The sequence below is a fragment of the Streptomyces sp. NPDC002499 genome, assembly GCF_053595415.1.
In genome coordinates, this window is the sequence record NZ_JBSFXO010000004.1 from 642,633 (window position 1) to 669,231 (window position 26,599).

General features: G+C 69.9%; 23 protein-coding genes and 2 tRNA genes. 11 read left to right on the forward strand and 14 right to left on the reverse strand.

Going from position 1 to position 26,599, the window contains the following annotated elements:
- Positions 1 to 153: 153 nt before the first annotated feature.
- The 5 genes from clpX to ACWD5F_RS13910 all read right to left on the reverse strand — a co-directional run bounded on the left by clpX (position 154) and on the right by ACWD5F_RS13910 (position 4,960).
- Positions 154 to 1,443, reverse strand: coding sequence for an ATP-dependent Clp protease ATP-binding subunit ClpX (gene clpX, locus ACWD5F_RS13890; protein ID WP_280876679.1), 1,290 nt, complete (start codon positions 1,441 to 1,443; stop codon positions 154 to 156).
- 179 nt (positions 1,444 to 1,622) lie between these two features.
- On the reverse strand, positions 1,623 to 2,303 hold the full coding sequence (locus tag ACWD5F_RS13895; protein WP_401721084.1) for an ATP-dependent Clp protease proteolytic subunit: 681 nt from the start codon (positions 2,301 to 2,303) through the stop codon (positions 1,623 to 1,625).
- A gap of 50 nt (positions 2,304 to 2,353) precedes the next feature.
- Entirely contained in the window at positions 2,354 to 2,956 is a 603-nt protein-coding gene (locus tag ACWD5F_RS13900; RefSeq protein ID WP_450357577.1) for an ATP-dependent Clp protease proteolytic subunit, read from the reverse strand.
- Positions 2,957 to 3,331: 375 nt separating this feature from the next.
- Positions 3,332 to 4,720: a trigger factor gene (gene tig / locus ACWD5F_RS13905; protein WP_451254054.1), complete on the reverse strand. Its 1,389-nt coding sequence runs from the start codon at positions 4,718 to 4,720 to the stop codon at positions 3,332 to 3,334.
- A 163-nt stretch (positions 4,721 to 4,883) separates the two neighbouring features.
- Positions 4,884 to 4,960 (reverse strand) — tRNA-Pro (locus ACWD5F_RS13910).
- A 166-nt stretch (positions 4,961 to 5,126) separates the two neighbouring features.
- Between ACWD5F_RS13910 and ACWD5F_RS13915 the strand changes: the two genes are divergently transcribed.
- Positions 5,127 to 5,200, forward strand: a tRNA-Gly gene (locus ACWD5F_RS13915).
- A gap of 63 nt (positions 5,201 to 5,263) precedes the next feature.
- Here the strand turns inward: ACWD5F_RS13915 and ACWD5F_RS13920 are convergent.
- On the reverse strand, positions 5,264 to 5,458 hold the full coding sequence (locus tag ACWD5F_RS13920) for a hypothetical protein (protein WP_123999966.1): 195 nt from the start codon (positions 5,456 to 5,458) through the stop codon (positions 5,264 to 5,266).
- 394 nt (positions 5,459 to 5,852) lie between these two features.
- Between ACWD5F_RS13920 and ACWD5F_RS13925 the strand changes: the two genes are divergently transcribed.
- A complete protein-coding gene (locus ACWD5F_RS13925; protein WP_451254056.1) occupies positions 5,853 to 6,959 on the forward strand; it encodes an acyltransferase family protein in 1,107 nt (368 codons plus the stop codon).
- A gap of 17 nt (positions 6,960 to 6,976) precedes the next feature.
- On the opposite strand, the gene ACWD5F_RS13930 is transcribed toward ACWD5F_RS13925, so the two are convergent.
- The 4 genes from ACWD5F_RS13930 to ACWD5F_RS13945 all read right to left on the reverse strand — a co-directional run bounded on the left by ACWD5F_RS13930 (position 6,977) and on the right by ACWD5F_RS13945 (position 11,954).
- Entirely contained in the window at positions 6,977 to 7,423 is a 447-nt protein-coding gene (locus ACWD5F_RS13930; protein WP_451254135.1) for an HD domain-containing protein, read from the reverse strand.
- A gap of 14 nt (positions 7,424 to 7,437) precedes the next feature.
- Positions 7,438 to 9,870, reverse strand: a complete 2,433-nt coding sequence (locus ACWD5F_RS13935) for an ABC transporter permease (protein WP_451254058.1) — start codon at positions 9,868 to 9,870, stop codon at positions 7,438 to 7,440.
- Positions 9,870 to 10,664 (reverse strand): ABC transporter ATP-binding protein, encoded by a 795-nt coding sequence (locus tag ACWD5F_RS13940; protein WP_451254060.1) that lies wholly within the window; start codon positions 10,662 to 10,664, stop codon positions 9,870 to 9,872. The genes ACWD5F_RS13935 and ACWD5F_RS13940 overlap by 1 nt, the downstream gene beginning before the upstream one ends.
- Positions 10,665 to 10,760: 96 nt before the next feature.
- Positions 10,761 to 11,954 (reverse strand): PP2C family protein-serine/threonine phosphatase, encoded by a 1,194-nt coding sequence (locus ACWD5F_RS13945; protein WP_401721097.1) that lies wholly within the window; start codon positions 11,952 to 11,954, stop codon positions 10,761 to 10,763.
- Between the two features lie 162 nt (positions 11,955 to 12,116).
- On the opposite strand from ACWD5F_RS13945, the gene ACWD5F_RS13950 reads away from it, so the two are divergent.
- Positions 12,117 to 13,346: a GNAT family N-acetyltransferase gene (locus tag ACWD5F_RS13950; RefSeq protein ID WP_451254063.1), complete on the forward strand. Its 1,230-nt coding sequence runs from the start codon at positions 12,117 to 12,119 to the stop codon at positions 13,344 to 13,346.
- A 209-nt stretch (positions 13,347 to 13,555) separates the two neighbouring features.
- Here ACWD5F_RS13950 and ACWD5F_RS13955 read toward each other — a convergent pair whose 3' ends face one another.
- Positions 13,556 to 14,365, reverse strand: coding sequence for an Fpg/Nei family DNA glycosylase (locus ACWD5F_RS13955; RefSeq protein ID WP_451254065.1), 810 nt, complete (start codon positions 14,363 to 14,365; stop codon positions 13,556 to 13,558).
- Positions 14,366 to 14,469: 104 nt separating this feature from the next.
- Complete coding sequence (locus tag ACWD5F_RS13960) at positions 14,470 to 14,958, reverse strand: ribose-5-phosphate isomerase (RefSeq protein ID WP_401721104.1); 489 nt, start codon at positions 14,956 to 14,958, stop codon at positions 14,470 to 14,472.
- 207 nt (positions 14,959 to 15,165) lie between these two features.
- Between ACWD5F_RS13960 and ACWD5F_RS13965 the strand changes: the two genes are divergently transcribed.
- Positions 15,166 to 16,602, forward strand: a complete 1,437-nt coding sequence (locus ACWD5F_RS13965; protein WP_451254067.1) for an amino acid permease — start codon at positions 15,166 to 15,168, stop codon at positions 16,600 to 16,602.
- Here the strand turns inward: ACWD5F_RS13965 and ACWD5F_RS13970 are convergent.
- The gene (locus ACWD5F_RS13970) at positions 16,589 to 18,556 is read right to left on the reverse strand and encodes a protein kinase domain-containing protein (protein WP_451254137.1); all 1,968 of its coding nucleotides are present in this window, start codon (positions 18,554 to 18,556) and stop codon (positions 16,589 to 16,591) included. The two genes, ACWD5F_RS13965 and ACWD5F_RS13970, sit on opposite strands and share 14 nt — an antisense overlap.
- Positions 18,557 to 18,797: 241 nt before the next feature.
- Between ACWD5F_RS13970 and ACWD5F_RS13975 the strand changes: the two genes are divergently transcribed.
- A complete protein-coding gene (locus ACWD5F_RS13975; protein ID WP_451254069.1) occupies positions 18,798 to 19,520 on the forward strand; it encodes an LPXTG cell wall anchor domain-containing protein in 723 nt (240 codons plus the stop codon).
- Positions 19,521 to 19,566: 46 nt separating this feature from the next.
- Positions 19,567 to 19,986, forward strand: coding sequence for a hypothetical protein (locus tag ACWD5F_RS13980; RefSeq protein ID WP_451254071.1), 420 nt, complete (start codon positions 19,567 to 19,569; stop codon positions 19,984 to 19,986).
- A gap of 51 nt (positions 19,987 to 20,037) precedes the next feature.
- On the opposite strand, the gene ACWD5F_RS13985 is transcribed toward ACWD5F_RS13980, so the two are convergent.
- On the reverse strand, positions 20,038 to 20,619 hold the full coding sequence (locus ACWD5F_RS13985) for a biotin transporter BioY (protein ID WP_401721115.1): 582 nt from the start codon (positions 20,617 to 20,619) through the stop codon (positions 20,038 to 20,040).
- Between the two features lie 433 nt (positions 20,620 to 21,052).
- Here ACWD5F_RS13985 and ACWD5F_RS13990 point away from each other — a divergent pair, with 433 nt between their 5' ends.
- From ACWD5F_RS13990 to ACWD5F_RS14010, 5 genes are all read left to right on the forward strand, one after another.
- Positions 21,053 to 22,270, forward strand: coding sequence for an ROK family protein (locus tag ACWD5F_RS13990; protein ID WP_451254073.1), 1,218 nt, complete (start codon positions 21,053 to 21,055; stop codon positions 22,268 to 22,270).
- A gap of 194 nt (positions 22,271 to 22,464) precedes the next feature.
- Positions 22,465 to 23,529: an ABC transporter substrate-binding protein gene (locus ACWD5F_RS13995; RefSeq protein WP_451254075.1), complete on the forward strand. Its 1,065-nt coding sequence runs from the start codon at positions 22,465 to 22,467 to the stop codon at positions 23,527 to 23,529.
- Positions 23,526 to 24,386 (forward strand): ABC transporter permease, encoded by an 861-nt coding sequence (locus ACWD5F_RS14000; protein WP_451254077.1) that lies wholly within the window; start codon positions 23,526 to 23,528, stop codon positions 24,384 to 24,386. The genes ACWD5F_RS13995 and ACWD5F_RS14000 overlap by 4 nt, the downstream gene beginning before the upstream one ends.
- Positions 24,362 to 25,096, forward strand: a complete 735-nt coding sequence (locus ACWD5F_RS14005) for an ABC transporter ATP-binding protein (RefSeq protein ID WP_451254079.1) — start codon at positions 24,362 to 24,364, stop codon at positions 25,094 to 25,096. The genes ACWD5F_RS14000 and ACWD5F_RS14005 overlap by 25 nt, the downstream gene beginning before the upstream one ends.
- 154 nt (positions 25,097 to 25,250) lie before the next feature.
- Complete coding sequence (locus ACWD5F_RS14010; RefSeq protein WP_451254081.1) at positions 25,251 to 26,588, forward strand: LLM class flavin-dependent oxidoreductase; 1,338 nt, start codon at positions 25,251 to 25,253, stop codon at positions 26,586 to 26,588.
- The last annotated feature ends 11 nt before the right edge of the window (positions 26,589 to 26,599 follow it).

The window sequence follows — 26,599 nt, forward strand, 5'->3', positions numbered from 1 at the left end:
ATGGCCGATGTGGTCGGATTTACCCAATCAATGCAGCGCACCCGGATCAAGCTCTGACGTGCATCTGGCCTGATCGCTTCGCCCAGTGGCGTGAACAAACGGTGCCCGGCGCTTCTCAAGCGCCGGGCACCGTCTGCTTACTTGGATGTGTGACTACGCCGTCTTCTGCTCCCCCGGCCCCCGCCCGTTGCGCGCGTCCCTCGGGATCAGCGTCGGGTTCACGTTGGAGTGGACGACGTCCGCCGTGATGACCACGCGGGCCACGTCCTTGCGGGACGGGACCTCGTACATCACGGACATGAGGACTTCCTCCATGATGGCGCGCAGGCCGCGCGCGCCGGTCTGGCGGAGGATGGCCTGGTCGGCGATGGCCTCCAGGGCCTCGCGCTCGAAGTCCAGTTCCACACCGTCGAGTTCGAAGAGACGTTGGTACTGCTTCATCAGCGCGTTGCGCGGCTCGATCAGGATCTGGAGCAGGGCCTCGCGGTCCAGGTTGTGGACCGAGGTGATGACGGGGAGGCGGCCGATGAACTCGGGGATCATGCCGAACTTGACCAGGTCCTCCGGCATGACGTCCTCGAACTGGTCCTTGGCCTGGAGCTCCCGCTTCGAGTGGATCGTCGCGCCGAAGCCGATGCCCTTGGCGCCGGCCCGCGACTCGATGATCTTCTCCAGACCGGCGAAGGCACCGCCCACGATGAACAGCACGTTCGTCGTGTCGATCTGGATGAACTCCTGGTGCGGGTGCTTGCGTCCGCCCTGCGGCGGGACCGAGGCCGTGGTGCCCTCGAGGATCTTCAGGAGGGCCTGCTGAACGCCCTCGCCGGAGACATCGCGGGTGATGGAAGGGTTTTCACTCTTCCTGGCGACCTTGTCGATCTCGTCGATGTAGATGATCCCGGTCTCGGCCTTCTTGACGTCGTAGTCCGCCGCCTGGATCAGCTTCAGCAGGATGTTCTCGACGTCCTCGCCGACGTACCCCGCCTCGGTCAGCGCGGTGGCGTCCGCGATGGCGAACGGCACGTTCAGCATGCGGGCCAGGGTCTGGGCGAGCAGCGTCTTGCCGGAGCCCGTGGGACCGAGCAGAAGAATGTTGGACTTCGCCAACTCGATCGCGTCGTCACGGCCGTTGGCGCCACCGTTCTCGCCGGCCTGGACGCGCTTGTAGTGGTTGTAGACCGCGACGGACAGGGCCTTCTTCGCGGGCTCCTGGCCCACGACGTAGCCCTCCAGGAACTCGTAGATCTCCCGCGGCTTGGGGAGTTCCTCCCAGCGGACCTCGCTGGTCTCCGCGAGTTCTTCCTCGATGATCTCGTTGCAGAGATCGATGCACTCGTCGCAGATGTACACACCAGGCCCTGCGATGAGCTTCTTGACCTGCTTCTGGCTCTTGCCGCAGAACGAGCACTTGAGCAGATCGCCGCCGTCACCGATGCGTGCCACGGTGTGCTTCCCCTTCGCCTGGGAGACGCCTAGATCCAGCGGCTCCTGGTGCTGCCTTAATCCGACGGTACCTTGCCGGGCCCCCCGTTCGGGCCCCCCTTGGCGCGGTTCACTTTGACGTGCAGCGTGTCAAAGCACATGAACCATGCCAAGGGGCGGCAGACGATACAGCCTTCCGTCTAGGAGACGGCGGCGTTGTTCATCTTCCGGGTGGAGATGATCTGGTCGATCAGACCGTAGGAGAGCGCCTCCTCGGCGGTCAGGATCTTGTCGCGCTCGATGTCCTCGCGGATCTTGTCGATCGGCGTGGTGGAGTGCTTGGCCAGCATCTCCTCCAGCTGCGCACGCATCCGCAGGATCTCGTTGGCGGCGATCTCCAGGTCGGAGACCTGTCCGCGGCCGGTCTCGCTGTAGGGCTGGTGGATCAGCACGCGCGCGTTGGGCAGCGCCATGCGCTTGCCCGGCGTACCGGCGGCGAGCAGGATCGCGGCGGCGGAGGCCGCCTGACCCATGCAGACCGTCTGGACGTCCGGCTTCACGAACTGCATCGTGTCGTAGATGGCCGTGAGCGCCGTGAAGGAGCCGCCGGGGCTGTTGATGTAGACCGAGATGTCCCGGTCGGGGTCCATCGACTCCAGGCACAGCAGCTGCGCCATGACGTCGTTGGCGGAGGCGTCGTCGATCTGGACGCCGAGGAAGATCACGCGCTCCTCGAAGAGCTTCGCGTACGGGTCGTACTCGCGCACGCCCTGCGAGGTGCGCTCGACGAAGCGCGGGATGACGTAACGGGACTCCGCCGCGGGACCCGTGTACTCGGCGCGCGTGCGGTCGAACAGGCCGCTGCCGGGGAAGTCGTTCACTGTCTCTCTCCTAGGGGCTGAGGCGGTCGGCTGGGGGCTTGCAGGGGGCCTCAGGCCCCGGTGCCGCCGCCGCCCGGCATGTTGGCTGCCGTCGTGATGACCTCGTCGATGAGGCCGTAGTCCTTGGCCTCGTCGGCGTCGAACCAGCGGTCGCGGTCGGAGGCGCGGGTGATCTCCTCGAACGACTGACCGGTGTGCTGGGAGGTCAGCTCCGCCATGCGCTTCTTGGTGTGCAGCAGACGCTCGGCGTGGATCTTGATGTCGGAGGCCGAGCCCGCCAGTCCGGCGGACGGCTGGTGGATCAGGATCTCGGCGTTCGGCAGCGCGAAGCGCTTGCCGGGGGTGCCCGCGCTGAGCAGGAACTGGCCCATGGAGGCGGCGAGGCCCATGGCGATCGTCACCACGTCGTTCTTGATGTACTGCATGGTGTCGTAGATCGCCATGCCGGCCGTGATCGAGCCGCCGGGGCTGTTGATGTAGAGGTAGATGTCCTTGTCCGGGTCAGCGGCGAGAAGCAGCAGCTGCGCGGTGATCTTGTTGGCGATGTCGTCGTCGACCGGCTGGCCGAGGAAGATGATCCGCTCGTTGAGCAGCCGGTTGTAGACCTGGTCGCCGAGGCCACCACCGAAGGAAGGCTCGGCGGCGGAAGGCATCAGATTCGTCACGTATCCACCTGCTCGTCTTACGACGGCGCCGGGCCGTCTTCACGTGTTCCCGTCCGGGGGTTTCGGGGTACTCCCCTGCTCCCCGTATTCATGGACCCTAACGCGCAGGCTCGTCCAGTGAATCCCGGGAAGGGGGGTGTTCGCCGGGGGCGTAGTGCCACCGGCGGTCCGCAGTCGCCCACTCGCCGTGGTGGACCTGTTGCGTAGGCGGCTCACGGCCGGTGGGGGTTCAGCGCGCCCACGCGGCGGAGCCGCAAATCGATACAGGCCCGCGCCCCTGAGGTCGGCATACCTGGGTAAGCGAACGGGCCCCGGGGTCAAAGTCCCCAGGGCCCGCCCTACGACCTGTTGAGGCGCCGTGGCTCAGGCCTCGGTCTTCTCCTCGGCCGAGGTCTCCTCGGCGGCAGCCTCGGTCGCCTCGACCGTCTCCGCGGTCTCGTCCTCGTCGTCGAGGTCGATGACCTCGCCGTTGGTGTCCTTGACCGTGGCGGCCTCGACGACGACGGCCAGGGCCTTGCCGCGGGCGACCTCACCGACGAGGAGGGGGACCTGGCCGCCCTCGACGACGGCCTGGGCGAACTGGTCGGGGGACATGCCGGAGGAGGCCGCGCGACGCATGAGGTGCTCGGTGAGCTCCTCCTGGTTGACGTTCAGCTTCTCCTGCTTGACCAGCTCGTCGAGGACGAACTGGGTCTTGATGCCCTTGACCGCGGCCTCACGCGTCTCGGTCTCGAACTCCTCCTCCGTCTTGCCCTGGATCTCCAGGTACTTCGGGAGGTCGAGGCCCATCTGACCGAGCTGGTGGTGCTCCAGGTTGTGCTTGCGGGTGTTGATCTCGTCCTCGAGCAGCTTCTCGGGGACGGGCACCTCGATGAGCTCCAGGAGCTTGTCGAGCACGCGCTCCTGGGCCTGGGTGGCCTGGTCGTACTGCTTCATGTTCTCGAGGCGCTTGCGGCTGTCCGCCCGCAGCTCCTCCAGGGTGTCGAACTCCGAGGCGAGCTGTGCGAACTCGTCGTCCAGCTCGGGCAGTTCGCGCGCGGCGACCTGGGTGACCTTGACGGTGACCTCGGCCTCCTGGCCGGCCGCGGAGCCGCCCTTGAGCTCGGAGGCGAAGGTGGCCTCGGCACCGGACTCCAGGCCCTTGACGGCGTCGTCGATGCCGTCCAGGAGCTCGCCCGAGCCGATGGTGTAGGAGACGCCGCTGGCGATGCCGTCCTCCAGCACCTCGCCGTCGACCTTGGCCTCCAGGTCGATGGTGACGACGTCGCCGTCCTCGGCGGCCCGCTCGACCGGGGAGGTCGACGCGAAGCGCTCGCGGAGCTGCTCGACGGACTGGTCGATGTCCTCCTCGGTGACCTCGACGGCGTCCACCTCGACCTCGATGCCGGAGTAGTCCGGGATCTCGAGGGCGGGACGGATGTCGACCTCGGCCGTGAAGTTCAGCGTCTCGCCGTCCTTCAGGTCCGTGATGTCGACCTCGGGCTGGCCCAGGACGTTGAGCTCGGCCTCGTTGACCGCCTCCGTGTAGAACTTCGGGAGCGCGTCGTTGACCGCCTCCTCCAGGACCGCACCGCGGCCGAACCGCTGGTCGATGACGCGCGCCGGGATCTTGCCCTTCCGGAAGCCCTTCACCGTGACCTGCTGGTTGATCTTCTTGTACGCCGCGTCGAGGCTGTCCTTGAGCTCCTCGAAGGGCACCTCAATGCTGAGCCGAACCCGAGTCGGGTTCAGGGTCTCGACGGCGCTCTTCACGGTTGGGTCTCCTTGGGGGCTGACTTTAGGGATCGTGCCCGGCTGCAGAGACACGCGGGCATGCAGCTTGCATAGTAACGGCAGCGGCGACACGCCCCAAAGGCGATCACGGGACGCGATCACCGGACGTGATCGCGTGAGTGCGCCGGTGTCGACCGGCAGCTGGTCGGGGTGGCGGGATTTGAACCCACGGCCTTCCGCTCCCAAAGCGGACGCGCTACCAAGCTGCGCCACACCCCGTCTGGTGCGACACGTAGGGTACATGCCCGCAGGCCCCGGGATCGCCGCATTTCACCAGCGCCGGTCACCGGCCGGTACGGACGGGAAACGGGGTGTGCGACGAGGGGTGGTGACCCGCTACGATGCCTTGTGTGCCGCGGTCGCTCCGACCTGCGGCGCGTGCTGTGCGGGCGTAGCTCAATGGTAGAGCACCAGTCTTCCAAACTGGCTACGCGGGTTCGATTCCCGTCGCCCGCTCCATACGACCTCGGGGCCCGGTTCTGACGAACCGGGCCCTGCGGCGTTCACGGCACCGCGGGAGACCTAGAACTGGATCGAGTTGATGGTCTCCGCTATGGAGTTCAGGAACCGTTGGATGTCGTCGGCCATGCCGGTCGAGGCGAGGAAGAAGCCGAACAGCACGGCGACGATCGCCGGGCCCGCCTTGATGGATCCCCCCCTGAGCAACACCACCAGGATGATCGCCAACAGCAACACCACTGACAGCGAAATGGCCACAACTCATCACACCCTCGGTCGGTCCGCTCACCCGGCCCGGGGGACGCGACCTCGCGCACCCCGCCAGGACCATCGTGCCACCAACCCGGCCTCCGTATGCGGCGCGTGAGGCATCGTCGGCCACTCCTGTGCCCGACCTTTGCCTTGGCCATGAGCCCCGGAGCGCCCCGGCCGGTAATTCGGCAGCATCGTTTCCATACCCACACAGTGTGTTCGCAGGCATTTCGAGCAGAAAATTCACAGGAGTTGACCGCCTGCCCTTATGCGCCCTTTCGTCGGGATTAAACGTGACAAGCCGGACGTCAAGAAGACCTTCCAGGCGCCTCCAACGCTCCAACCAGGAATAACGCGGCGAGTTTTACGAATACGCGGAGGCGCCACTAAGGTGCCTCAGATGTTCCAAGAGGCGACCCGGCGCACACCCGACAAACAGCGCGACGCGTTCTTCGACAACGCCAAGTACCTGGCGATCGTGCTGGTGGCCATGGGCCACTCGTGGGAGCCGCTGAAGGGCGGCAGCCGCATCCTCGAGGGTGTCTACACGGTCGTGTACGCCTTCCACATGCCGGCGTTCATCATCATCTCCGGCTTCTTCTCGCGCAGTTTCGACATGCGCCCCGACCGCCTCAGGCGGCTGGTCACCGGCGTCCTGGTGCCGTACGTGATCTTCGAGACGGCGTACAGCCTCTTCCAGCGCTACGGCAACGACGACCCGGGCATGCGGATCACGCTGCTCGACCCGTGGTTCCTGACCTGGTTCCTGGTCGCGCTGTTCATCTGGCGGCTGACCACCCCGCTGTGGAAGGCCGTCCGCTGGCCGCTGCCCCTCGCGCTCGGCGTGGCGATGTTCGCCTCCGTCTCGCCGGAGATCGGCGACGACCTGGACCTCCAGCGGGTGTTGCAGTTCCTGCCGTACTTCGTGCTCGGGCTGTGCCTGAAGCCGGAGCACTTCCGGATGGTGCGCACCCGCAGGATGCGGATCGTGGCCGTGCCGGTCTTCACCGTCGCGCTGGCCGTCGGCTGGTGGGCGGTGCCGCGGATGAACACCGCGTGGTTCTTCCACCGGGACTCCGCACAGGAGTTGGTGGCGCCCTGGTGGTCCGGGCCGGTCATGGTGCTCGCGCTGTTCGGCTGCTCGGTACTGCTGACCGCCTGCTTCTTCGCCTGGGTGCCGGGCCGCCGGATGTGGTTCACGACGCTCGGCGCGGGCACGCTCTACGGCTATCTGCTGCACGGCTTCGTCATCAAGGCCGGTGAGTACTACGGCTGGTTCGAGCCGAAGTGGCTGCACCGGCCGCTCGGCGAGATCTTCGTGACGCTCGTCGCGGGCGCCGTCATCACCGCGCTGTGCACCGCGCCGGTGCGGCGGGTCTTCAAGTTCGCGATGGAGCCCGAGATGAGGTGGGCCTTCAGGCCCGACCCGGCGGAGGCGGCCCGCGGACGCGACGAGACGCGGGAGCAGAAAGAACAGCGGGAGCAGCGCGAGAAGGTCTCGGCCTAGAACCCCTCAGTCAGCGTTCACCGTTCACCGACCAGACCGAGAAGCGCGCGCATCCGTGCGTACTTCTCGGTCAGTCGTGCCCGGGTCGCCTCGTCGTCGAGGCGGGCGATACGCGCCGGGTCCGCGTTGTGCGCCAGGTCCGCGCGCTTCACCAGCAGGGCGCCCGGGGTGTCGAGGATGCGCTGCGCGTACGCCTCCGGGGCCTCCCCCGCCCGCTTGGTGACGGCGAGCACGATGTCCTTCGTACGCCGGCTCAGCGCGGCCTGCTCCAGCCAGTGCGCGGAGAGCGCGTCGTCCTCGACGGCGTCGTGCAGCCAGGCCGCCGCGATCTGGTCGTCGTCGCCACCCCGCACGCTTACGCCCTCGGCGACGGCCGCCAGGTGTTCGGCGTACGGCCGTCCCGCCTTGTCGGTCTGGCCCTCGTGGGCGGCGCGGGCGGTGGCCTCGACCTCGGTCAGGGTCATCGTCTCGGTGCTGGTCACTCGTCCAGTGTCTCCTTGCGCAGGGCCGCGCGGGCGGGAAGGGTCGCGGCGGTCAGGCCGAGGACGACGATCGCGCCGGCGAAGGAGCCGTAGACCAGCGGCGGGATGTAAGGCCCTTGTCCGGTCAGCCCGTTCATCATCGGGATCAGCGTGGCGAGGGCGATGGCCGTGCCGAGGGCGATGCCCGCGAGGGCGACCAGGAGGGCCTCCCAGCGGATCATGCGCAGCACCTGGGGGCGGGTGGAGCCGATGAGGCGGAGCGTGCCGAGTTCGCCGCGCCGGTCGAGGACGGTCATCACCAGGGTGTTGACGGCGGCGACGGCCGCGAAGCCGCCGAGGACGCCGGCCATCACACCGTTCGCCCAGGCGTTGAGCTCGCGGTCCACGGACTGCGCGGTGGTGTAGTCGGCGCGGTCCAGGACCGTGCCGTACGCCTTCAACTCCTTCTCCGTACCGCCCTTGGTCCACAGTTCGGTGTCGAAGGCGGAGCTGACGTGGGTGGCGAGGTCGGCGCGTGCCATGGTGACCTGGGACAGCCCCATGCCACGTCCGTATGTCGCCACGAGCACCGGCGAGGCCTTGGTGCCGTCGGGCAGGCGCAGCGGGAACCGGTCGCCGACCTTGACGTCGGCGTTGTCGGCGAGCGAGGCGTCGACGGCGATCTCCCCTGATTTCAGCGACAGTTGGCCGTGCTTCACGTCCAGGTCCTGTACGGCGGTCAGGTCGCGGACGGAGCCGGTGACGCCCTGTGCGGTGGCCGAGTCCAGGCCGCCCGTGATCGGGACGAGCACGGAGGTCTTCAACAGGCCGACGGCGGCGGTGACTTCGGGGGCGCGCCCGGCCTGCCGTACCGCCTCCGGGGTCAGGCCCGGGTCGGCGGTGACGACGTGGTCGGCGAGGAGGCCGGCGTGCTGCTGGTCGGCGGTGACGCGTTCCTCGCTGGTGTGCATGAAGACCAGCACCGAGGAGAAGGCCATCGCGAGCACGATCGGAGTGATCGCGGAGGCCAGGCGGCGGGCGTTGGTACGGGAGTTGGCGGCGGCCAGCGCGGCCGGGGCGCCGGCGCCGCGCAGCGGGAGTCCGAACAGGGCGGCGCAGGCGCGGGCCACGAAGGGACCCAGCAGCGCCACGGCGAGCATGAAGAGGCAGACGATGCCCAGGGCCGCGTTGGCCGCGTCCTCGCCCGTGAGGGAGGCGGACAGGCCCGCGCAGACGCAGCCGCCGGCCGCGGCGGCGATGCCGAGGGGCGTGCGGATCCAGCCGGGGCGCAGCCGTTCCACCGACGCCTCGGTGAGCGCCTGGCCCGGCTTGATGCGGGAACTGCGGTGTGCGGCCATGTATCCGGCGCCGAGGGCGGTGAGCAGGACCGCACCGGTCGCGGAGACGAGCGGGATCCAGGAGACGGCGAAGTCGACGGCCTCCGGGATCGCGCCCTTGTCCTTCAGCTGGCCGAACCACCAGCGGGCCAGGGCGATTCCGGGCAGACAGCCGAGGGCGCCGGCGAGCGGGGCGATCAGGAGGGTCTCGGTGGCGATCGTGCGGCGGATCTGGCGCGGGGTGGTGCCGAGGGCGCGCAACAGGGCGAATTCGCGGGCGCGTTGGCCCACGGCGAGGGCGACGGTGCCGGCCGCGGTGAAGACGGCGACCATCGTGGCGACGCCGCCGAAGGAACCGCCGATGCCCATCAGCACCTCCTTCGCCTCGGCCAGCGTCGGGTCCTGGACACCGCCTCGGTCGGCGCCGGTGTGCACCTCGGCCCGGTCGCCGAGGGCGTGCGCCACCTGGGACTTGAGGTCCTGCGTACTGACTCCGTCCTTCGGGAGCACCGCGACGGCGTCGATCTTCCCTGGGTGACCGGAGACCCGCAGCGCGTCGGAGTCGGCGAGCCAGGCGGTGCCGGCGCGGGTGCCGGTGATGCCGGAGACGAGGTAAGTGCGGGCGCCGTCGGGGGTGTTGAGGCTGACGCGCTCCCCGACGGAGGCCGTCTTCCCGCTCAGGACGATCTCGCCGGGATGCGGTGCGCGGCCGGCGGTGAGCCGCTCGCCGGTGAAGGTGGTGGAGGTCCAATTGTGGGCGGTGAGGGGCCCGTTGGGGCCGCCGACGGGGAAGGTGACGTCGGCTACGGCGGCGCGGGCGCCGGGTGCCGAGGCGGCCCTGGCCACGAGCGAGTCGTCGAGCCGAGCCCGGTCGGTGATCGGTTCGCTGTCCGCGCCGTCGCCGTGTCCGTAGTGGGCGCGCTGGTCGGCGGCGGCCACGACGGGGGCGGCGGCGTACCGGCCGGCCGGGACCTTGGCCCGTATGCCGGTCTCCAGGAGGATGCCGCAGGCCGACGTGATCATCGCGGCCATGGCGAGCGCGATGAACGTACCGACGAACGCGGAGGGCCGGAAGCGGAGGGCCGCGCGGGCGAGGCCGTTGGGCGCGAACATCACGCCGCCGCCGGTGCGTAGGTCGGGCGGGTGGTGAGGGCTGTCATGCGGGACGCGATCGTGGCGGCCGGGGCGCGGTTGAGGTGGTCGGCTATCTCGCCGTCCGCGAGGAACAGGACGCGGTCGGCCCAGGCGGCGGCCGTGGGGTCGTGGGTGACCATGACGACCGTGGCGCCGTGGGTGTCGACGGCGTCGCGGAGCAGGGCGAGGATCTCGGCGGCCGTCGTGGTGTCCAGGGCGCCGGTGGGCTCGTCGGCGAAGACCACGTCGGGGCGGCTGACCAGGGCGCGGGCGATCGCGACGCGCTGCTGCTGGCCGCCGGAGAGCTGACCGGGGCGGCGGCGGGCCTTGTCGGCGAGGCCGACCTGGGCGAGTACCTCGGCGGCGCGGCGGCGGTCGGGGCGGTGGCCTGCCAGGCGGGTCGGCAGGACGACGTTCTGCTCGACGGTGAGGGACGGCAGAAGGTTGAAGGCCTGGAAGACGAAGCCGAGGCGGGTGCGGCGCAGCGCGGTGAGCTTGTTCTCCTTCATGCCGGTGATGTCCGTGCCGCCGAGGCGGACGGTGCCGCGGGTGGGGCGGTCGAGGCCGGCCGCGCACTGGAGGAAGGTGGACTTGCCGGAGCCGGAGGGGCCCATCACGGCGGTGAAGCTGCGGCGCGGGAGGGTGAGGTCGATGCCGCGCAGGGCGTGTACGGCGGTGCTGCCGCGGCCGTAGCGACGGGTCACTCCGTGGAGTTCGACCGCCCACTCGCCCGGCACGTCCGGCATGCCTGATTTCTTCCGGTCCGATGACATGTCTCGAACGTACGGATCGGAGAGGGGTCGGGACGATGAGGGCGGCTGGCGGATCGGGGCGGGGGTAAACCCCACCGTGCCGGTCCCTCCGGGAGGCTAGGCGGGCCTTGATGTTGACGTTGCCGCCGCCGTCGGGCCCTCCCGGCACACCAGCAGCAGCGCCCTGTCGTCGTTCACATCCTTGGCCACTGCCTCGATCAAGTGCCAGGCCGCGCCGTGGAAGCCGCCCGCGACATACCGGTCGGCCTCGCCGGTGAGGCGGTCGATGCCCTCGACGATGTCCCGGTCGGAGGTCTCGACCAGGCCGTCTGTGAACAGCATCAACACGTCCCCGGGCCGCAGCGAGCCCTTCACAGGGTCGAACTGGGCACCGTCGTACACACCCAGGAGCGGGCCGTCGGCGGCCTTCTCCTCCCAGCGGCCGCTGCCCGCGCTGAGCTGGAGCCCCGGCGGGTGGCCCGCGGAGTAGAGCTCGTAGTCGCCGGAGTCGAGGTCCAGGACCAGGTGGATGGAGGTCGCGAAGCCCTCGTCCCAGTCCTGGCGGAGGAGATAGCCGTTGGCCGCCGGGAGGAACGCGTGCGGGGGCAGGGAGCCCAGCAGGCCGCCGAACGCGCCCGACAGCAGCAGCGCACGCGACCCCGCGTCCATGCCCTTGCCGGAGACGTCCGTGAGGACGACCTCCATCGTGCGGCCGCCGTTCGTACGGGCCGCGACCACGAAGTCGCCCGAGAAGGACTGGCCGCCCGCCGGCCGCAGCGCCATCTCCCGGTGCCAGCCGTCCGGCAGCGTGGGCAGCTTGCTCTGCACCCGGATCCGCTCACGCAGGTCGAACAGCATCGTGCCGCCCCGCCGCCACGGCACACCCACCCGGCTGCGGAACTGCGCGACAAGGAGCCCGAAGAACCCGCACGCGGCGACCACCAGCACCACACCCGGCGTGACCCGCGAGGGCCCCTCGGTGTACGGGCCCAGCTCGACGGACTCCACGATCAGCGCGGTGGCAGCGGCCGCGTACAGGGCGAGCAGGCTCGCGGGGCGCAGCAGCAGGCCGCCCGCGACGATCGGCAGGACCAGCGCGGCCGGCGAGCACCACACCGAGTTGGCGAGGGTCGTGGCCGCGATGATCGGGACGGTGAGCAGCAGTCCGGCCAGCGCGACCCAGTCGGAGCCGTCGCCGCGGAAGTAGTCCACGGCGCTTCGGCGCATGCCGACGCGAGCCCGGTGCCACTGCATCTTCAACCGGGCCGTGAACGTGTCGGCTTCCGCGCGCCGCTCTCGTCCTGCTGCCATTAGTTCGGGACCCTATCCATCGGACCAGCCGCTTGGCACGGGAGGTCCCACTTGTCCCCCGTCCGAGGCTCAACTTCACAGTGAACTTCACAGGAAGCCGATCCGTCGCCGTCAAGGAGAAATTCCCTCGCTCGTCACGCAATGCCCTGATAGGCATGGTTCATGGGGACTGACTTGCGGGTGCTTCGGCAGGACGACTGGGACAAGTGGTACGACAGCCTCATCCGGGCCTTCGGCGGAGTGCCGGAATCATCGGAGGAGCGGGCGCTGTGGCGCGAGCGTACGGAGATCGACCGGTCCATCGGTGTCTGGGACGGTGACGCGTGCGTCGGCACGGCCGGCGCCTTCGCCTTCCGGCTGACCGTGCCGGGCGGCGCCGCGGTACCGGCGGCCGGTGTGACCATGGTCTCGGTGGCCGCCACGCACCGGCGGCGCGGGGTGCTGACGTCGATGATGCGACGGCAGTTGGACGACGTGCGGTCCTGGGGCGAGCCGTTGGCCGTGCTGACGGCCTCCGAGCCCGCGATCTACGGGCGGTTCGGGTACGGCGTCGGCACGCACCACACCAACGTCGAGGTGGAGACCACCCGCGTCGGGCTGGCCGTGCCGCCGGGCACCGACGACGTGCGGCTGCGGTACGTCACTCCGGTCGACGCGATCGAGGCCTGCGAGGCGGTGTACGCGCGCAAGGTGGCCGGCCGGCCCGGCATGCTCGCCCGGGTGCCCGGCTGGGAGCGGCTGTGGGTGCTGGACCCGGAGAGCGAGCGGGACGGCGCGTCCCCGTTGCAGTGCGTGCTCGCGGAGCGGGACGGCGAGGTCGTCGGGTACGCGCGGTTCCGGGTGAAGCCCGACTGGGAGATCAGCGGGCCCAAGGGCACGGTGGTGGTGCAGGACTCGGAGTCCCTCGACCCGGCGGCGCACGCTGCGGTGTGGCGGTTCCTGTTCGGGATCGACCTCACGTCGTCGCTGACCGCGCGCGGGCGTCCGCTGGACGAGGCGTGGCTGCACATGGTGTCCGACGTCCGGCGCTGCGGGCTGCGCGTCCGCGACTCGCTGCACGTGCGCCTGGTGGACGTGGGTGCCGCGCTGGAGGCGCGCACCTACCAGGCGCCGGTGGACGTGGTGTTCGACGTCGAGGACGCCTTCTGCCCCTGGAACACGGGCCGTTGGCGGCTGTCCGGCGACCCGAAGGGCGCGTCCTGCGCCCGCACCGAGGACCGGGCCGATCTCGCCCTGTCCGTACGGGAGTTGGGCGCGGCCTACCTCGGCGGCGTGACCCTGGGCGCACTCGCCGACGCCGGCCGGGTGCGAGAACTGCGGCCCGGCGCGCTGGCGGAGGCGTCACTCGCGTTCGCGTCCACGGTCACGCCGTGGTTGCCGCACGGGTTCTAGTACGTCGCCCAGGGCGCGGGGCTCACCTGAACACGCCCGCTGCTGCCGGTGGTTGAGGCAGCAAGAAGGATCGCGGGCGGCGGGTCCGGCAGTGTCGGCCGCGCCGCCGCGGACGTGGCGCGGGGATGTCGCTCGGGTGGCACGGCCGTGGATGACACCGCGGCCGCCGCACCCGCCCCACAACGCGGCGCGGCCCGCCCGGACTTGGGTCAGCGCCGCTGGCAGCCCGGGCACCAGAACAGATTGCGGGCGGCGAGGCCGGCGGTGCTGATCTCGCCGCCGCAGATGTAGCAGGGCAGGTTCGCCCGGCGGTAGACGTACACCTCGCCGCCGTGGTCGTCGACGCGCGGCGGGCGGCCCATCGCCTCCGGCAGGTGCTCGGGGCGGACGGTGTCGATACGGTTGTTGCGGACGCCCTCGCGCATGAGGCCGACCAGGTCGGCCCAGACGGCGTCCCATTCGGCCGGGGTGAGGTCCTTGCCGGCGCGGTAGGGGTCGATGCCGTGCCGGAAGAGGACCTCGGCGCGATAGACATTCCCGACGCCCGCGATCACCTTCTGGTCCATGAGGAGTGCGGCGATCGTCGTACGGCTGCGGGAGATCCGCCGGTACGCCGTCGTCGGGTCGGCGTCCGCGCGCAGCGGGTCGGGGCCGAGGCGCCCGTGTATCTCGTGCTTCTCGGTGTCCGTGATCAGCGCGCAGGTGGTGGGGCCGCGCAGATCGACGTACGACGTGGTGTTCGCGAGCCGCAGCCGGACCGTGTCGGTGGGCGGCGGGGCGGGCGCGTCCCCGAAGGTCACCTTGCCGAACAGGCCGAGGTGGATGTGGACCCAGTCGCTGTCGCGGAAGCCCAGGAAGAGGTGCTTGCCGTGGGCCTCGGTGCGGGTGAGCCCGGCGCCGCCGAGGAGGGCCGCGGCGTCCGAGAACTTGCCCTGGGGGCTGGTCACGCGTGGTGCCGTGCCGGCGAAGCGGTCGGCGTAGTCCGACGCCAGCCGGTGGATCGTGTGCCCCTCTGGCACGGTGCCTGTTCCTTTCCGGCCCCCGGAAGTCCGCTCCGGAAGTCCGCCTCGGGAGTCCGTCGGACCCCCGAGGGCGGCGATGTCGTACCGGCCGGTCTCGCTGTTCAGTCCTGCTGCGGGTGGTGGGCCGGGATCGGGGGCAGTTCGCCCGTCGTCTCGTACGTGCTGAGCATCTCGATCCGGCGGATGTGGCGCTCGCCCTCGGAGAACGGGGTGCCCAGGAAGGTCTCGACGAACTTCGTGGCCTCGTCGGCGGTGTGCATACGGGCGCCCACGGCGACGACGTTCGCGTTGTTGTGCTGCCGGCCGAGCGAGGCGGTCTCCTCGCTCCAGGCGAGGGCCGCACGGACGCCCTTCACCTTGTTCGCGGCGATCTGCTCGCCGTTGCCCGAGCCGCCGATCACGATGCCCAGGGCCTCGGGGTCGGCCGCCGTGCGCTCCGCGGCGCGCAGGCAGAACGGCGGGTAGTCGTCCTCGGCGTCGAAGATGTGCGGGCCGCAGTCGACGGGCTCGTGGCCTGCCTCTTTGAGCCACTCCACGAGGTGGTTCTTGAGTTCGAAGCCGGCATGGTCGGAACCGAGATACACACGCATGGTCCGAGTGTGACACGGCTGTTTCCGGGAAGCAGCGCCGGGTGTCCAGCCGGAAAAATCTGCCCCCTACCACCGAACCTCAAGAAAACCTCAAGTAACAATCTGGATTCAGAGGTTCACGAATCAATTCACCTCGGATTCACTGGACCGGCCCGTACACCCCCCGGTACGGGAGACCGCTCACCCGGACCAAAGGAATTTCCCCCCATGACTGGTCTGCAGGCCGGACTCAAGAACCGGCATCTGACGATGATCGCCATCGGTGGCGTCATCGGCGCCGGCCTCTTCGTCGGTTCCAGCTCCGGCATCGCGACCGCGGGCCCCGGCATCCTGCTGTCGTACGCCCTCGTCGGCACGCTCGTCGTCCTCGTGATGCGGATGCTCGGCGAGATGTCCGCCGCGAACCCCACCTCCGGCTCCTTCTCGGCCCACGCCGACCGGGCGCTCGGCCGCTGGGCCGGGTTCTCCATCGGCTGGCTGTACTGGTTCTTCTGGGTCGTGGTGCTGGCGGTGGAGGCCACCGCGGGTGCCAAGATCCTGGAGGGCTGGATCCCGGCCGTGCCCCAGTGGGGCTGGGCGCTGATCGTGATGGTGGTGCTGACCGCCACCAACCTGGTCTCGGTCGGCTCCTACGGCGAGTTCGAGTTCTGGTTCGCCGGCATCAAGGTCGTCGCGATCGGCGCGTTCATCGTCGTCGGCGCGCTCGCGGTGGCCGGCGTGCTGCCCGGCGCGGACACCGACAAGGCGGGCCTCGGCAACCTCACCGGCCACGGCGGCTTCCTGCCCAACGGCCCCGGTGCCATCCTCACCGGCGTCCTGCTCGTCGTCTTCTCCTTCATGGGCAGCGAGATCGCCACCCTGGCCGCCGGCGAGTCCGAGGACCCGCGGCGGGCGGTCACCAAGTCGACCAACAGCATCATCTGGCGGATCGGCGTCTTCTACCTCGGCTCGATCTTCGTCGTCGTCACCCTGCTCCCGTGGGACGACGCGTCGATCAAGGAACAGGGCTCGTACGTCGCCGCCCTCGACTCGCTCGGTATCGCGCACGCCGGCCAGATCATGAACTTCATCGTGCTGACGTCGGTGCTGTCCTGTCTCAACTCCGGCCTCTACACGGCCTCCCGCATGGCCTTCTCGCTCGGCGAGCGCGGGGACGCGCCGAAGGCGTTCGCGCGGACGACCTCGCGCGGTGTGCCACTGGCCGCGATCGTCTGCTCCGTCGTGTTCGGCTTCGTCGCCGTCTTCTTCAACTACAAGTTCCCGGACTCGGTCTTCCTCTTCCTGGTCAACTCCAGTGGCGCGGTGGCCCTGTTCGTCTGGCTGGTCATCTGCTTCTCGCAGCTGCGCATGCGGCGGATCATCCAGGCCGAGGCGCCGGAGAAGCTGGTCGTGAAGATGTGGCTGTACCCGTATCTGACCTGGGCGACGGCCGCGTTGATCGTCTTCGTGCTCGGCTACATGCTCACGGACACCGAGCACGACGGACGCGAGACCGTGCTGCTGTCGCTGCTGGTCGCGGCGGTCGTGCTCGCCATCGCCTTCGTCAAGGAGCGGCTGCGGCCGGGCACTTCGACGGCCGCCGCGGGCGTGCCCGCCCAGGGCGAGCCCGCCGACGCGCCGGTGGCCAAGGTCAAAGCACCGTGAAGCTGTCCTTGACCTTGCCGTAGGTCTTCAGGGCCTGGGCTTCGATCGGCGGCTGGTACCAGGTGTTGATCTGGTACGACCTTCCCTCCTGGTCGAAGCCCAGCAACCGGGCATGCCACTGCACGCCCTTGAGCGTGAAGGTGTACTCCCACACGACCGCCGGGTTGCCGCGGAACGTCGTCCTCTCCAGGCGGATCTTCTGGTAGCCCTCGCCCTGGTGAGCGTTCTGCTCGGAGGTCTCCCAGCTCCGCATCAGATCGCCGCGGGCGATGGACGACTTGCCCACGAGCTCCTGTCCGCCGTCCGGCGAGGTGTAGTGCACCTCCGCCCCCGTCTTCAGATCGCGCCGCCAGCCGGTGGGTGTCGCCCACGCGAACCCGCCGGCTTCGCGATGCGCGCCCGGCGGCAGGCTCTGCGGGCGTGCGGTGCCTTCGACGGTGGGCGACGGGCTGGAGGGGGTCGAGGGGGAGGTGGAGGCGGAGGTGGACGCCTGCGGGGATGTGGACCCGTCCGCCCGGTCGCCGCCCGGTGAGCCGGAGTCGGCCAGCAGGACGACCGCCACGACCGCGCCGGCGGTGACCACTCCGACGGCGGCCACGGCAGCCGCACGGCGACGGCCACGGCTCGGGGCGGCCGGGACCGCGGGGTCGGGGAGGTCGCTCGCGGGTGTGCGGAGGGGGTGGGGGCCGAGGTCGGGACGGGGTGCGGCGGAACGGGCGGCCGGGACAGGGCTGTTGGCGGGTTCGGGACGCTGCTGGGTCACGGCCTGGGCGCGGACCAGGGAGACGCCTGTGGCCTGTGGGGTGATCGCGCCCGCGGGTGGTTCCGAGCGGAGTTCGGACGGGACTTCGGTGGAGGCGTTGGAGATCCGGAAGTCATGGGTGTCGGCCCGGTTCTCGACCGAGGAGGACGCGGTGGCGGGCCGCTGGGTCGGCGGCGCGTCCTCGACGGGTTCGGGCAGCCGTGGGTCGCGCAGTTGGCGGAGGACCCGGGTCCGGACGTGGGCCGGGGTGGACGGCTCGGACACCGGGGGCGACAGCGGCTCGGGCTCCTCCGCGCGCGCCGGTTCCTCTTCCTCTCCCCCGACCTCCTCCCGTACCTCTCGTACCTCTTCTGTCTCTCGTACGTCCTCTGCCTCCGCTGCCTCCTCCGGCTCTCCCGTCGGTGCCTCTCCCCCGCCCACCGGCAACGTCACCAGCGTCGGCGGGAACGCCACCGGGCGCAGGGCCGCCTCCAGTTCGTCCAGGCCGGGGCGGACCGTGGGGTCCTTCTCCAGGAGTGCGGCCAGGATGTCCTGCAACGGGCCTGCCGCGAGGGGCAGTTGGGGCTCCTCGTAGAGGACCGCGTGCAGGGTGGCCAGTGTGGTGTCACGGGAGAAGGGGGAGCGGCCGCCGAGCGCCGCGCACAGGGTCGCGCCGAGGGACCAGATGTCGGAGGGCGGGCCCTGGGGGCGGCCGGATATGCGCTCGGGCGCCATGTAGTCGGGCGAGCCGACGAGCATGCCGACCATGGTCAGCGCCTTGGCGTCCTGCATCGCCGCGATGCCGAAGTCGGTGAGGACGACGCGCTCGCCGGCGTCCTCCACCAGGACGTTCCCCGGCTTGATGTCCCGGTGCAGGACACCGCGTTCGTGCACCTGGCGCAGCGCGGTGACCAGGCCGACGCCGATACGGGCGGCCTGGCGCGGGTTCAGCGACCCGTCCTGCACGGTCATCTGTTCCAGGGAGCGGCCGACGACCAGCTCCATGACGATCCACAGGCGTTCGCCCTCGTCCACCACGTCGTACACGCGCACGACGTTGGGATGGTCGATCCGGGCGGTGGCCCGGGCCTCGCGCAGGGTGCGCTCGCGCCGGGTCCTGGTGTCCTCCGCGTCCAGTCCGTCTATGCGCATCTCCTTGACGGCGACCGGGCGGTCGAGTATTTCGTCGGAGGCTCGCCACACCCGCCCCATTCCCCCCTGGCCGATACTTTCGACCAGGCGATAGCGCCCCGTCACGAGCAACCCTGGAACCCCACCGCTTCTCGTGTTTCCCGTATTCCCCGGCAATCCGCTGCACCCCCTCGGTTATCCCCACCACGCTTCTACGGATACACAATGGTCACACTTCATGCCGTACCAGCATAGTGGTGAGAAATCTTGTGGTAGCTCTTCAAGTACTGCGAATTCAGGCGCAGCCAAGGGGGATGTGAACATGAGTTCTCGTCGCACGACGACCATCGCGGGATCGCTGGTCGCGGCATCTTTCTCGACGGTGATGATCCTTTCCTTCACTGCCAGCGCGGACGACCAGGGTCCCGGCAGCGGCAAGGGCGGAAAGGCCGTCGACGAGGCGCCCGCGGGTGTAAAGCTGACCACCACCCTGCCCTCGAAGATCTCGGTCGACAACGGCTCGCAAAAGACGGCGATCACCGCCGCGGTGAAGAACGAAGGGACCAAGGACAGCGGAAAGATCCAGCTATTGGTCGTCGGTTTCGACGGCCTCACGGTCAAAAACGTTCAAGGCTGTTCCCAGATCGACAAAGCGAATCTTCCGGAGGGTTCGAACAGCGGTTTCGCCTGTCCCATCGACAATCTCGCGGCCGGAAAGTCGAAGTCGTACGCGGTGGACGCCACGTACGACCTGAGCAAGACCGGCAAGATCTGTCTGCCCGTCCAGACCGGCGACGGGAAGAAGACGTACTGGCAGCAGGGCCCGGTCCCGTTCGGTACGACCAACCCGTCGCCGAACGCCCCGGCCACCCCGCTGCTCCTCGGCACCGACAACAAGCCGGTGGCGCCGGGCGGCGACGAGCTGCCGAAGACCGGTCCCGACAGTGATGTGCTGCCGCTGGGGGCGGCGGGCGCGACCCTGCTGGCGGCCGGCGCGGCCGGGCTGTGGTGGTCGACACGGCGACCGTCGAAGCAGCGCGCCTGATCGGGGCGGTGCAGGGCCGGGGTGCGTGAGCGCCCCGGCCTTTCCCATGGCCGACACCCTTGCTCCGGCGACCGGGCTGTGGCTGACTGGCAGCGGCGCCGAGGGGGAGTGGATGGGCAACTGGGTCGTGATCGCGGAGTACTACAGCGACATCTACAGGACCGAGTTCATCCACCGTGGGCTGGAGACGAAGGACCAGGCACTCAAGGCACTCCGTGCTGCCGCCCACACCTACGTGCCGAGCAAGAACATCGTCGAGAAGCGGCGTCGCGTGTACCGCTTCGCCGGCCAGGAGTCATACCTGGTGGTGATCAGAGGCAAGCTGTCGGAGTGGGAGTGCACGCTGCGCATCGCGGAGCTGGTCTCGGACTCGATCGACCCGGCCGTGGCCGAGCGGGTGCAGATGAACGACGGCGCGGCAGAGGTCGCCGACATGCCGCAGGACCGCATCCCGCCCAGCTACTGAGCGGCGCACCGAACTCCGCTCAAGCCGACCGGCCTAGGGTGAACGACGGGCTCAGCCCTTGTTCGCGAACTTCCAGGCGGTGGGGAGCACGCCCATCGCCAAGGCGGCCTTCAGGGCGTCGCCGAGCAGGAACGGGGTGAGCCCGGCCGCGATCGCGGCGGACACCGACATGCCGGCGGCGACGGCCAGGTACGGCACGCCGACGGCGTAGATGATCGCCTCGCCCAGGAGCATCGTGCCCGCCATGCGCAGCACCGAGCGGTCGGCGCCGCGGCGGGCCAGGGCGCCGACGGCGGCGGAGGCGAGGATCATGCCGAGGATGTAGCCGAAGGAGACCGAGAGACCGGAGGTCCCGGAGGCGAACCACGGCATGCCCGCCAGGCCGGCCAGCGCGTACACGGCGAGGGCGGCGACCCCGCGGCGGGCGCCGAGGCTGGTGCCGACGAGCAGGGCGGCGAAGGTCTGGCCGGTCACCGGCACCGGGGAGCCGGGCACGGGGACCGCGATCTGGGCCGCGAGGCCGGTGAGCGCGGCGCCGCCGAGCACCAGCGCGAGGTCGCGGACGCGGGAGGCCGGGAGCAGGTCGGCGATGACCTTGCCGGTGGCGACGGGGGCGGCTGTGGCGGTGCTCATGGGGACTCCGCGGTTCGGGGCAGTCGGGACAGAGTGACGCTAACCCGGGGTGCGCGCGCCGATCACCGTCAGCGCCCGACAAAGGGGGGTGCGAGGCGTTCGTGGGTTTCGGACAAAGAGTGTCCGCTACACCGGGTTGGGAGTGATACCCGTCACTGAGGCAGGAGCGTTTCGCTCACTTCCGGGCCGCGAGCCGAGCTGTCGGGTCTCACCAAACGAATCCTAGTGGTCTGGTCGGATTCACCTTCTCTGGCCTACCCTTCCCCCATGGATGCCCAGGCCCGGAACTTCTCGTCGCGTCGCCACGTCGACCTGCGACGCGTCGGCGCGAGCGGCTGTCGCCGGAGCTAGCGGGGCGGGCGGAGCGGATCCGGACGCGCCTCGAATCGAGTGACGGCGCACTGTCGGACCCGTTCCCGAGGATGAAAACGCCATGGCATCCATGCTCACCTCCGTTCCTGCCCTTCCCCTCTCCACCTCCACGTCCGTGCAGCGCGCCGCCGATCCCGATCGGCGGCGGACGAGCGCGAGTTACGTGCTGCGGTCCGTGCTGGAGCACGGGCCGGTGGCGCGCAGCACCATCGCCCGGCTCACGGGTCTGTCGCCGGCGTCGGTGACGGACTACTGCGCCCGGTTCACCGAACTCGGCCTGATCCGCGAGGCGTCGGCGCCCCGGCGGTCCAAGGGCGTGGGGCGGCCGCATGTGCCGGTCGATCTCGACGACTCGCGGTTCGTGGTCGGCGGGGTGCATGTGGCGGTGCCGTACACCACGGTCGCGCTGCTGGATCTGCGGGGACAGGTCGTCGCCCGGCGGGAATTGAAGCACGAGCGCACCGATCCGGGGTGGGTCCTCGCACGCGCCGCCGAGGGGCTGGACGCGCTGCTCGCCGAGGCGCGCGGCAGCCGGCCGCTGGGTGTCGGGGTGGCCGTCGGCGGCTGGGTGGACCGCGATTCGGGGACCGTCGTCGAGCACGGGCTGCTGGGCTGGCGGGACGTCCCGGTGCGGGAGACGCTCGGCGCGCGCACCGGGCTGCCGGTCCATGTCGACGGCCACGCGCGGGCGTTGGTGAACGGGGAGCGGCTCTTCGGGCGGGCGCGGGGCAGCCGGAGCGTGCTGCACCTGTTCGTCGGCAACGTCGTCGACTCGGCGTTCGCCTCGGGCGACGAGGTGCACCACGGGCCGCGCTCGCAGGCCGGCGTCATCGCGCATCTGCCGGTGCCGGGCGGCACGGAGCCCTGCGAGTGCGGCCGAACGGGCTGCCTCCAGGCCGAGTTGAGCGAACGGACGCTGTGCCTGCGGGCCCGGCGGGCCGGTGTCGTCGACGGGGTGAACCCGATGCACGTGCTCGCCGCGGCGACCGCCGGCGACGAACGGGCCGTACGGCTGCTGGTGGAGCGGGCGGGTGCCGTCGGCCGGGCCGTGCGGCTGCTGCTCGACGTGCTCAACCCGGAGACGGTGGTGGTGACCGAGATCGGTGTCATACACCGGGAGGACTGCCTCGCCGCGCTGCGCGAAGGGGTCGGCGACGAGCGCGCCGGGTCCGTCGTGCCGACGAGCTTCCCGGACTCCGTGCTCGCGGTGGCGGGCGGTTCGGTCGTGCTCGACGTGCTGTACCGGGATCCGTTGAGTGCCTCACCTGAGGCTACTTAATTCAGAAACTCCGAATGTTGACAGGGATCACGGATGACCAGGAGCATTCTTCTCATGACCTGTCGCACCCTTTGTTGCTGACGCGGTGACGCGCCCGGAGCGCGTATCTCTTCCTGCGTGAATTCCCCTTCCTCGGGCCTTCCGTGCCCGGAATTCCGCCTGCTTTCCCACCTCCGTACTCAAGGGGCCCTCCCATGTCTTCTCCCACTTTTTCCGGTGTCGACCGGCGTCTCTTCCTGGCCTCCGCGCTCGGTGTCGCGGCCGTCGGACTGACCGGCTGCGCGGGCTCCACCACGGCCTCCGCGAAGTCGGCGGCCGACCTCTCCGCCCCGCTCGCCGAGAAGGTCCCGGCCGGCACCAGTCTGAAGATCTCCTCGTATCTGAACACCCAGCAACTCCAGTTCAAGCTGGCGAAGCTGCCGAAATTGCCGTTCACGGTGTCGAGTTGGCTGAACATCGGGGCCGGTCCCGATGTCATCAACGCATTCCGCGCGAAGTCCCTGGACCTGGCGAACAACGCCGGTATTCCACCGATCCAGGCGCACTACCAGGGATTCGACGCGAAGATCGTCGCGATCAACGTCACCCGGAAACCCAACTACCTCTTCGCCACCAAGCCCGGCAGCGACATCCGCACGGTCGCCGACTTCAAGGGCCGCAAGCTCGCCTTCTCGCAGGGCCAGGCCCAAGGCGTCGTGCTGCTGCGGGCGTTGAAGGAGGCGGGGATCGCGTACGACGACGTGAAGCTGGTGCCGCTGACCAGCAACCAGTTCCTCACCGCCCTCCAGTCGGGCCAGGTGGACATCGCCCCGCTCGGCAACAGCCAGGCGCCCGCCTACCTCCAGCAGTACGGGCCCAAGGGCGCCCGCACCATCGACACGGACGTCGTCGACCTGCTCAACCTGCTGTGGGCGCCGGCCTCCGTGCTGGCCGACCCGGCGAAGGCGGCGGCCGTCGCCGCGTACATCCCGCAGTGGGCGCAGGGCCAGGTGTGGCAGTACGAGCACCCCGAGATCTGGAACGAGGAGTTCTACGTCAAGACGCAGAACCTGACCCTCGCCCAGGCCGAGGGCATCACGAAGCTCGCCAACAAGCCGCTGTTCCCGCCGAGTTGGGACGAGGCGGTGAAGTGGGAGCAGGAGACCGCCGAGCTGCTCGCCGAGGGCGGCTTCGTGAAGAGCTTCAAGGTCGACTCGCTCTTCGACCGCCGCTTCGAGGCCATCGCCGCGCGGGCCGTACCGGCGGAGTACCGCAAATGAGCGCCGTGAGCACCACCACCGTGAGCGCGGGCGCGGACGCCGTGGCCGTCGAGGACGACACCGTCCACCGGGTGCGCAGGCGCCGGCGCCTCTCCCCCGGCAAGCGGCTGCCCGCCGCCCGGATGATCGGGCCCGCCCTGTTCATCGGCCTGTGGGCGATCGCCTCCGCCGCCGGGCAGCTGGATCCCGGGGCGATCCCGGCGCCCTGGACGGTGGCGCGGACCGCCGGGCGGCTGTGGACCGACGGCACACTGCCGACCGATGTGCTGACCTCGCTGGAACGGGCCGCGTACGGCTTCGCGATCGGGCTCACCGCAGGGGTGCTGCTGGCGCTCGCCTCGGGGCTCAGCCGGGTCGGGGAGGCGCTGATCGACGGGACCGTGCAGCTCAACCGGGCGATCCCGACGCTGGGTCTCATCCCGCTGTTCATCCTCTGGCTGGGCATCGGCGAGACCTTCAAGATCGCCATCATCGCGATCGTCGTCTACATCCCGATCTACCTGAACACGCATGCCGCGCTGTCCGGCATCGACAGCCGGTACGTCGAACTCGCCGAGGTCCAGGGGCTGTCGAGGATCCAGTTCGTCCGGCAGATCGTGATCCCCGGCGCGCTGCCCGGATTCTTCGTGGGACTCCGGCTCGGCGTCACCGGCTCCTGGCTGGGCCTGGTGGTCCTGGAGCAGATCAACGCCACCAGCGGCCTCGGTTACATGATGTTCCAGGCCACCAACTACGGCCAGTCCGACGTGATCCTCGTCGGTCTGCTCATCTACGGGATCTTCGGCCTGATCTCCGACAGCACGGTCCGTCTCATCGAACGGAGGGTGCTGTCGTGGCGCCGCACACTGAGCAACTGACCCGGCCCACCGCGGTCCGACTGCGCGGCCTGACCCGGTCGTTCGAGGGGCGTACGGTCCTCGACGGCCTCGACTTGGACATCCCCGCCGGACAGTTCGTGGCCCTGCTCGGGCACAGCGGCTCCGGCAAGTCCACGCTGCTGCGGGCCGTCGCGGGCCTGGACCACGAGGTCGCCGGGAGTGGTCAACTCGCCGCCCCGGAAAGGGTGTCGGTCGTCTTCCAGGACTCTCGGCTGCTGCCGTGGCGACGGGTGCTGGACAACGTACTGCTGGGGCTGGGGACCGGTGGGGAGGAGAAGGGGCGGGCCGCTCTCGCGGAGGTCGGGCTCGCCGGGCGTGAGCGGGCCTGGCCGGGTGAGTTGTCGGGGGGTGAGCAGCAGCGAGCGGCTCTTGCGCGGTCGTTGGTGCGGGAGCCGGAGCTGTTGCTCGCGGATGAGCCGTTCGGGGCGCTGGACGCGTTGACGCGGATCAAGATGCATGCGCTGTTGCGGGAGTTGTGGGAGCGGCATCGGCCGTCGGTGTTGCTGGTCACGCACGACGTGGACGAGGCGATCGTCCTCGCGGACCGGGTGCTGGTGCTGGATGCCGGGCGCGTCGGGCTCGACCTGGCCATCGATCGTCCCCATCCCCGCTCCTATCGCGATCCTCTGCTCGGCGAATACCGGGAGCGGTTGCTGACGGCGCTCGGTGTGACCGAGGACGTCGGGTGACGCCGGATTTCCTCGCCCCCGCCGCCCCTACCCGTCCCATCCCAGGGGCGCTGCCCCTTCGACCCCACTGGGGGCTGCGCCCCCAGACCCCGCTTCGGCCTGAACGGCCTCGTCCTCAAACGCCGGACGGGCTGAAACACACGAAGGACACCTCATGCCCCGCACCCTCCACCTCAACGCCTTCCTCATGAACACCGGCCACCACGAAGCCTCCTGGCGGTTGCCGGAGAGCGATCCGTACGCGCACGTCCGGCTCGACCACTACGTGCAGCTCGCTCGGACCGCCGAGCGCGGCACCTTCGACTCGCTCTTTCTCGCCGACGGGCCGCAGTTGTGGAACAACCTGGCCCAGCGGCCGGCCGGTGCGCTGGAGCCGCTCACGCTGCTCACCGCGCTCGCCACGGCGACCGAGCACATCGGGCTGATCGCCACCGCGTCGACGTCCTACAACTCGCCCTACAACCTGGCCCGTAAGTTCGCCTCGCTGGACATCATCAGCGGCGGCCGGGCGGGCTGGAACATCGTCACCACCGCAGGAGCCGAGGCCGCTCGGAACTTCGGGCTGGATGCCGAGCCCGCGCACGCGGAGCGGTACGCGCGGGCCGCCGAGTTCCTCGATGTGGCGCTCAAGCTCTGGGACAGCTGGGAGGACGACACGATCCTCGCGGACAAGGCCGCCGGGGTGTGGGGGGACGACCGGAAGATTCATCCGCCTCGGCATCGGGGGGCCTACTTCAGCGTCGAGGGCGCGCTCAACGTGCCGCGTACGCCCCAGGGTTACCCGCTGCTCGTGCAGGCCGGGTCCTCCGAGGACGGGAAAGCCTTCGCCGCGCGGTACGCGGAGGCGGTGTTCACCGCTCAGCAGACGATCGAGGACGCGCGGGCCTTCTACGCCGACCTCAAGTCCCGTACGGCGGCGGCCGGCCGGGACCCCGACCACATCAAGGTGCTGCCCGGGATCGTGCCGGTGCTCGGCTCCACGGAGGCCGAGGCGCGGGCGAACGAGCGGCTGCTCGAAGACCACATCGTGTACGAGCACGGAGTGGATCGGTTGGAGCGGTTGCTCCAACTGCCCGCCGGGGTACTGGAGTTGGATGCCCAACTGCCGGCCGATCTGCCCTCCGAGGACACCGTCGAAGGTGCCAAGAGCCGCTACACCCTCGTGGTGGAACTGGCCCGGCGCGACCGGCTCACCGTGCGGGAGCTGATCGGGCGGCTCGGCGGCGGGCGCGGCCACCTCACCTTCGCCGGCACACCCGAGCAGGTCGCCGACGCGATCGAGACGTGGTTCACGCAGGGCGCGGCCGACGGCTTCAACATCATGCCGGCGGTGCTGCCTTCGGGTCTTGAGGCCTTCGTCGACCACGTCGTCCCGATCCTGCGCGCCCGTGGGTTGCTGCGCAGTGAGTACGGGCCCCGGCAGACCCTCCGGGAGCGCTACGGGCTCCCCCGCCCCGCCAACCAGTACGTCCAGACACCCGCCCTCGTCTGAAAGGCCCAGGT

What these genes read in the sequence shown, in the direction of transcription:
- ACWD5F_RS13900 (WP_450357577.1), bottom strand. Translation starts at nt 2,956, where the DNA reads ATGCCTTCCGCCGCCGAGCCTTCCTTCGGTGGTGGCCTCGGCGACCAG.
- ACWD5F_RS13925 (WP_451254056.1), top strand. Translation starts at nt 5,853, where the DNA reads ATGTTCCAAGAGGCGACCCGGCGCACACCCGACAAACAGCGCGACGCG.
- ACWD5F_RS13930 (WP_451254135.1), bottom strand. Translation starts at nt 7,423, where the DNA reads ATGACCCTGACCGAGGTCGAGGCCACCGCCCGCGCCGCCCACGAGGGC.
- ACWD5F_RS13935 (WP_451254058.1), bottom strand. Translation starts at nt 9,870, where the DNA reads ATGTTCGCGCCCAACGGCCTCGCCCGCGCGGCCCTCCGCTTCCGGCCC.
- ACWD5F_RS13940 (WP_451254060.1), bottom strand. Translation starts at nt 10,664, where the DNA reads ATGTCATCGGACCGGAAGAAATCAGGCATGCCGGACGTGCCGGGCGAG.
- ACWD5F_RS13945 (WP_401721097.1), bottom strand. Translation starts at nt 11,954, where the DNA reads ATGGCAGCAGGACGAGAGCGGCGCGCGGAAGCCGACACGTTCACGGCC.
- ACWD5F_RS13950 (WP_451254063.1), top strand. Translation starts at nt 12,117, where the DNA reads ATGGGGACTGACTTGCGGGTGCTTCGGCAGGACGACTGGGACAAGTGG.
- ACWD5F_RS13960 (WP_401721104.1), bottom strand. Translation starts at nt 14,958, where the DNA reads ATGCGTGTGTATCTCGGTTCCGACCATGCCGGCTTCGAACTCAAGAAC.
- ACWD5F_RS13965 (WP_451254067.1), top strand. Translation starts at nt 15,166, where the DNA reads ATGACTGGTCTGCAGGCCGGACTCAAGAACCGGCATCTGACGATGATC.
- ACWD5F_RS13970 (WP_451254137.1), bottom strand. Translation starts at nt 18,556, where the DNA reads ATGGGGCGGGTGTGGCGAGCCTCCGACGAAATACTCGACCGCCCGGTC.
- ACWD5F_RS13975 (WP_451254069.1), top strand. Translation starts at nt 18,798, where the DNA reads ATGAGTTCTCGTCGCACGACGACCATCGCGGGATCGCTGGTCGCGGCA.
- ACWD5F_RS13980 (WP_451254071.1), top strand. Translation starts at nt 19,567, where the DNA reads ATGGCCGACACCCTTGCTCCGGCGACCGGGCTGTGGCTGACTGGCAGC.
- ACWD5F_RS13985 (WP_401721115.1), bottom strand. Translation starts at nt 20,619, where the DNA reads ATGAGCACCGCCACAGCCGCCCCCGTCGCCACCGGCAAGGTCATCGCC.
- ACWD5F_RS13990 (WP_451254073.1), top strand. Translation starts at nt 21,053, where the DNA reads ATGGCATCCATGCTCACCTCCGTTCCTGCCCTTCCCCTCTCCACCTCC.
- ACWD5F_RS13995 (WP_451254075.1), top strand. Translation starts at nt 22,465, where the DNA reads ATGTCTTCTCCCACTTTTTCCGGTGTCGACCGGCGTCTCTTCCTGGCC.
- ACWD5F_RS14000 (WP_451254077.1), top strand. Translation starts at nt 23,526, where the DNA reads ATGAGCGCCGTGAGCACCACCACCGTGAGCGCGGGCGCGGACGCCGTG.
- ACWD5F_RS14010 (WP_451254081.1), top strand. Translation starts at nt 25,251, where the DNA reads ATGCCCCGCACCCTCCACCTCAACGCCTTCCTCATGAACACCGGCCAC.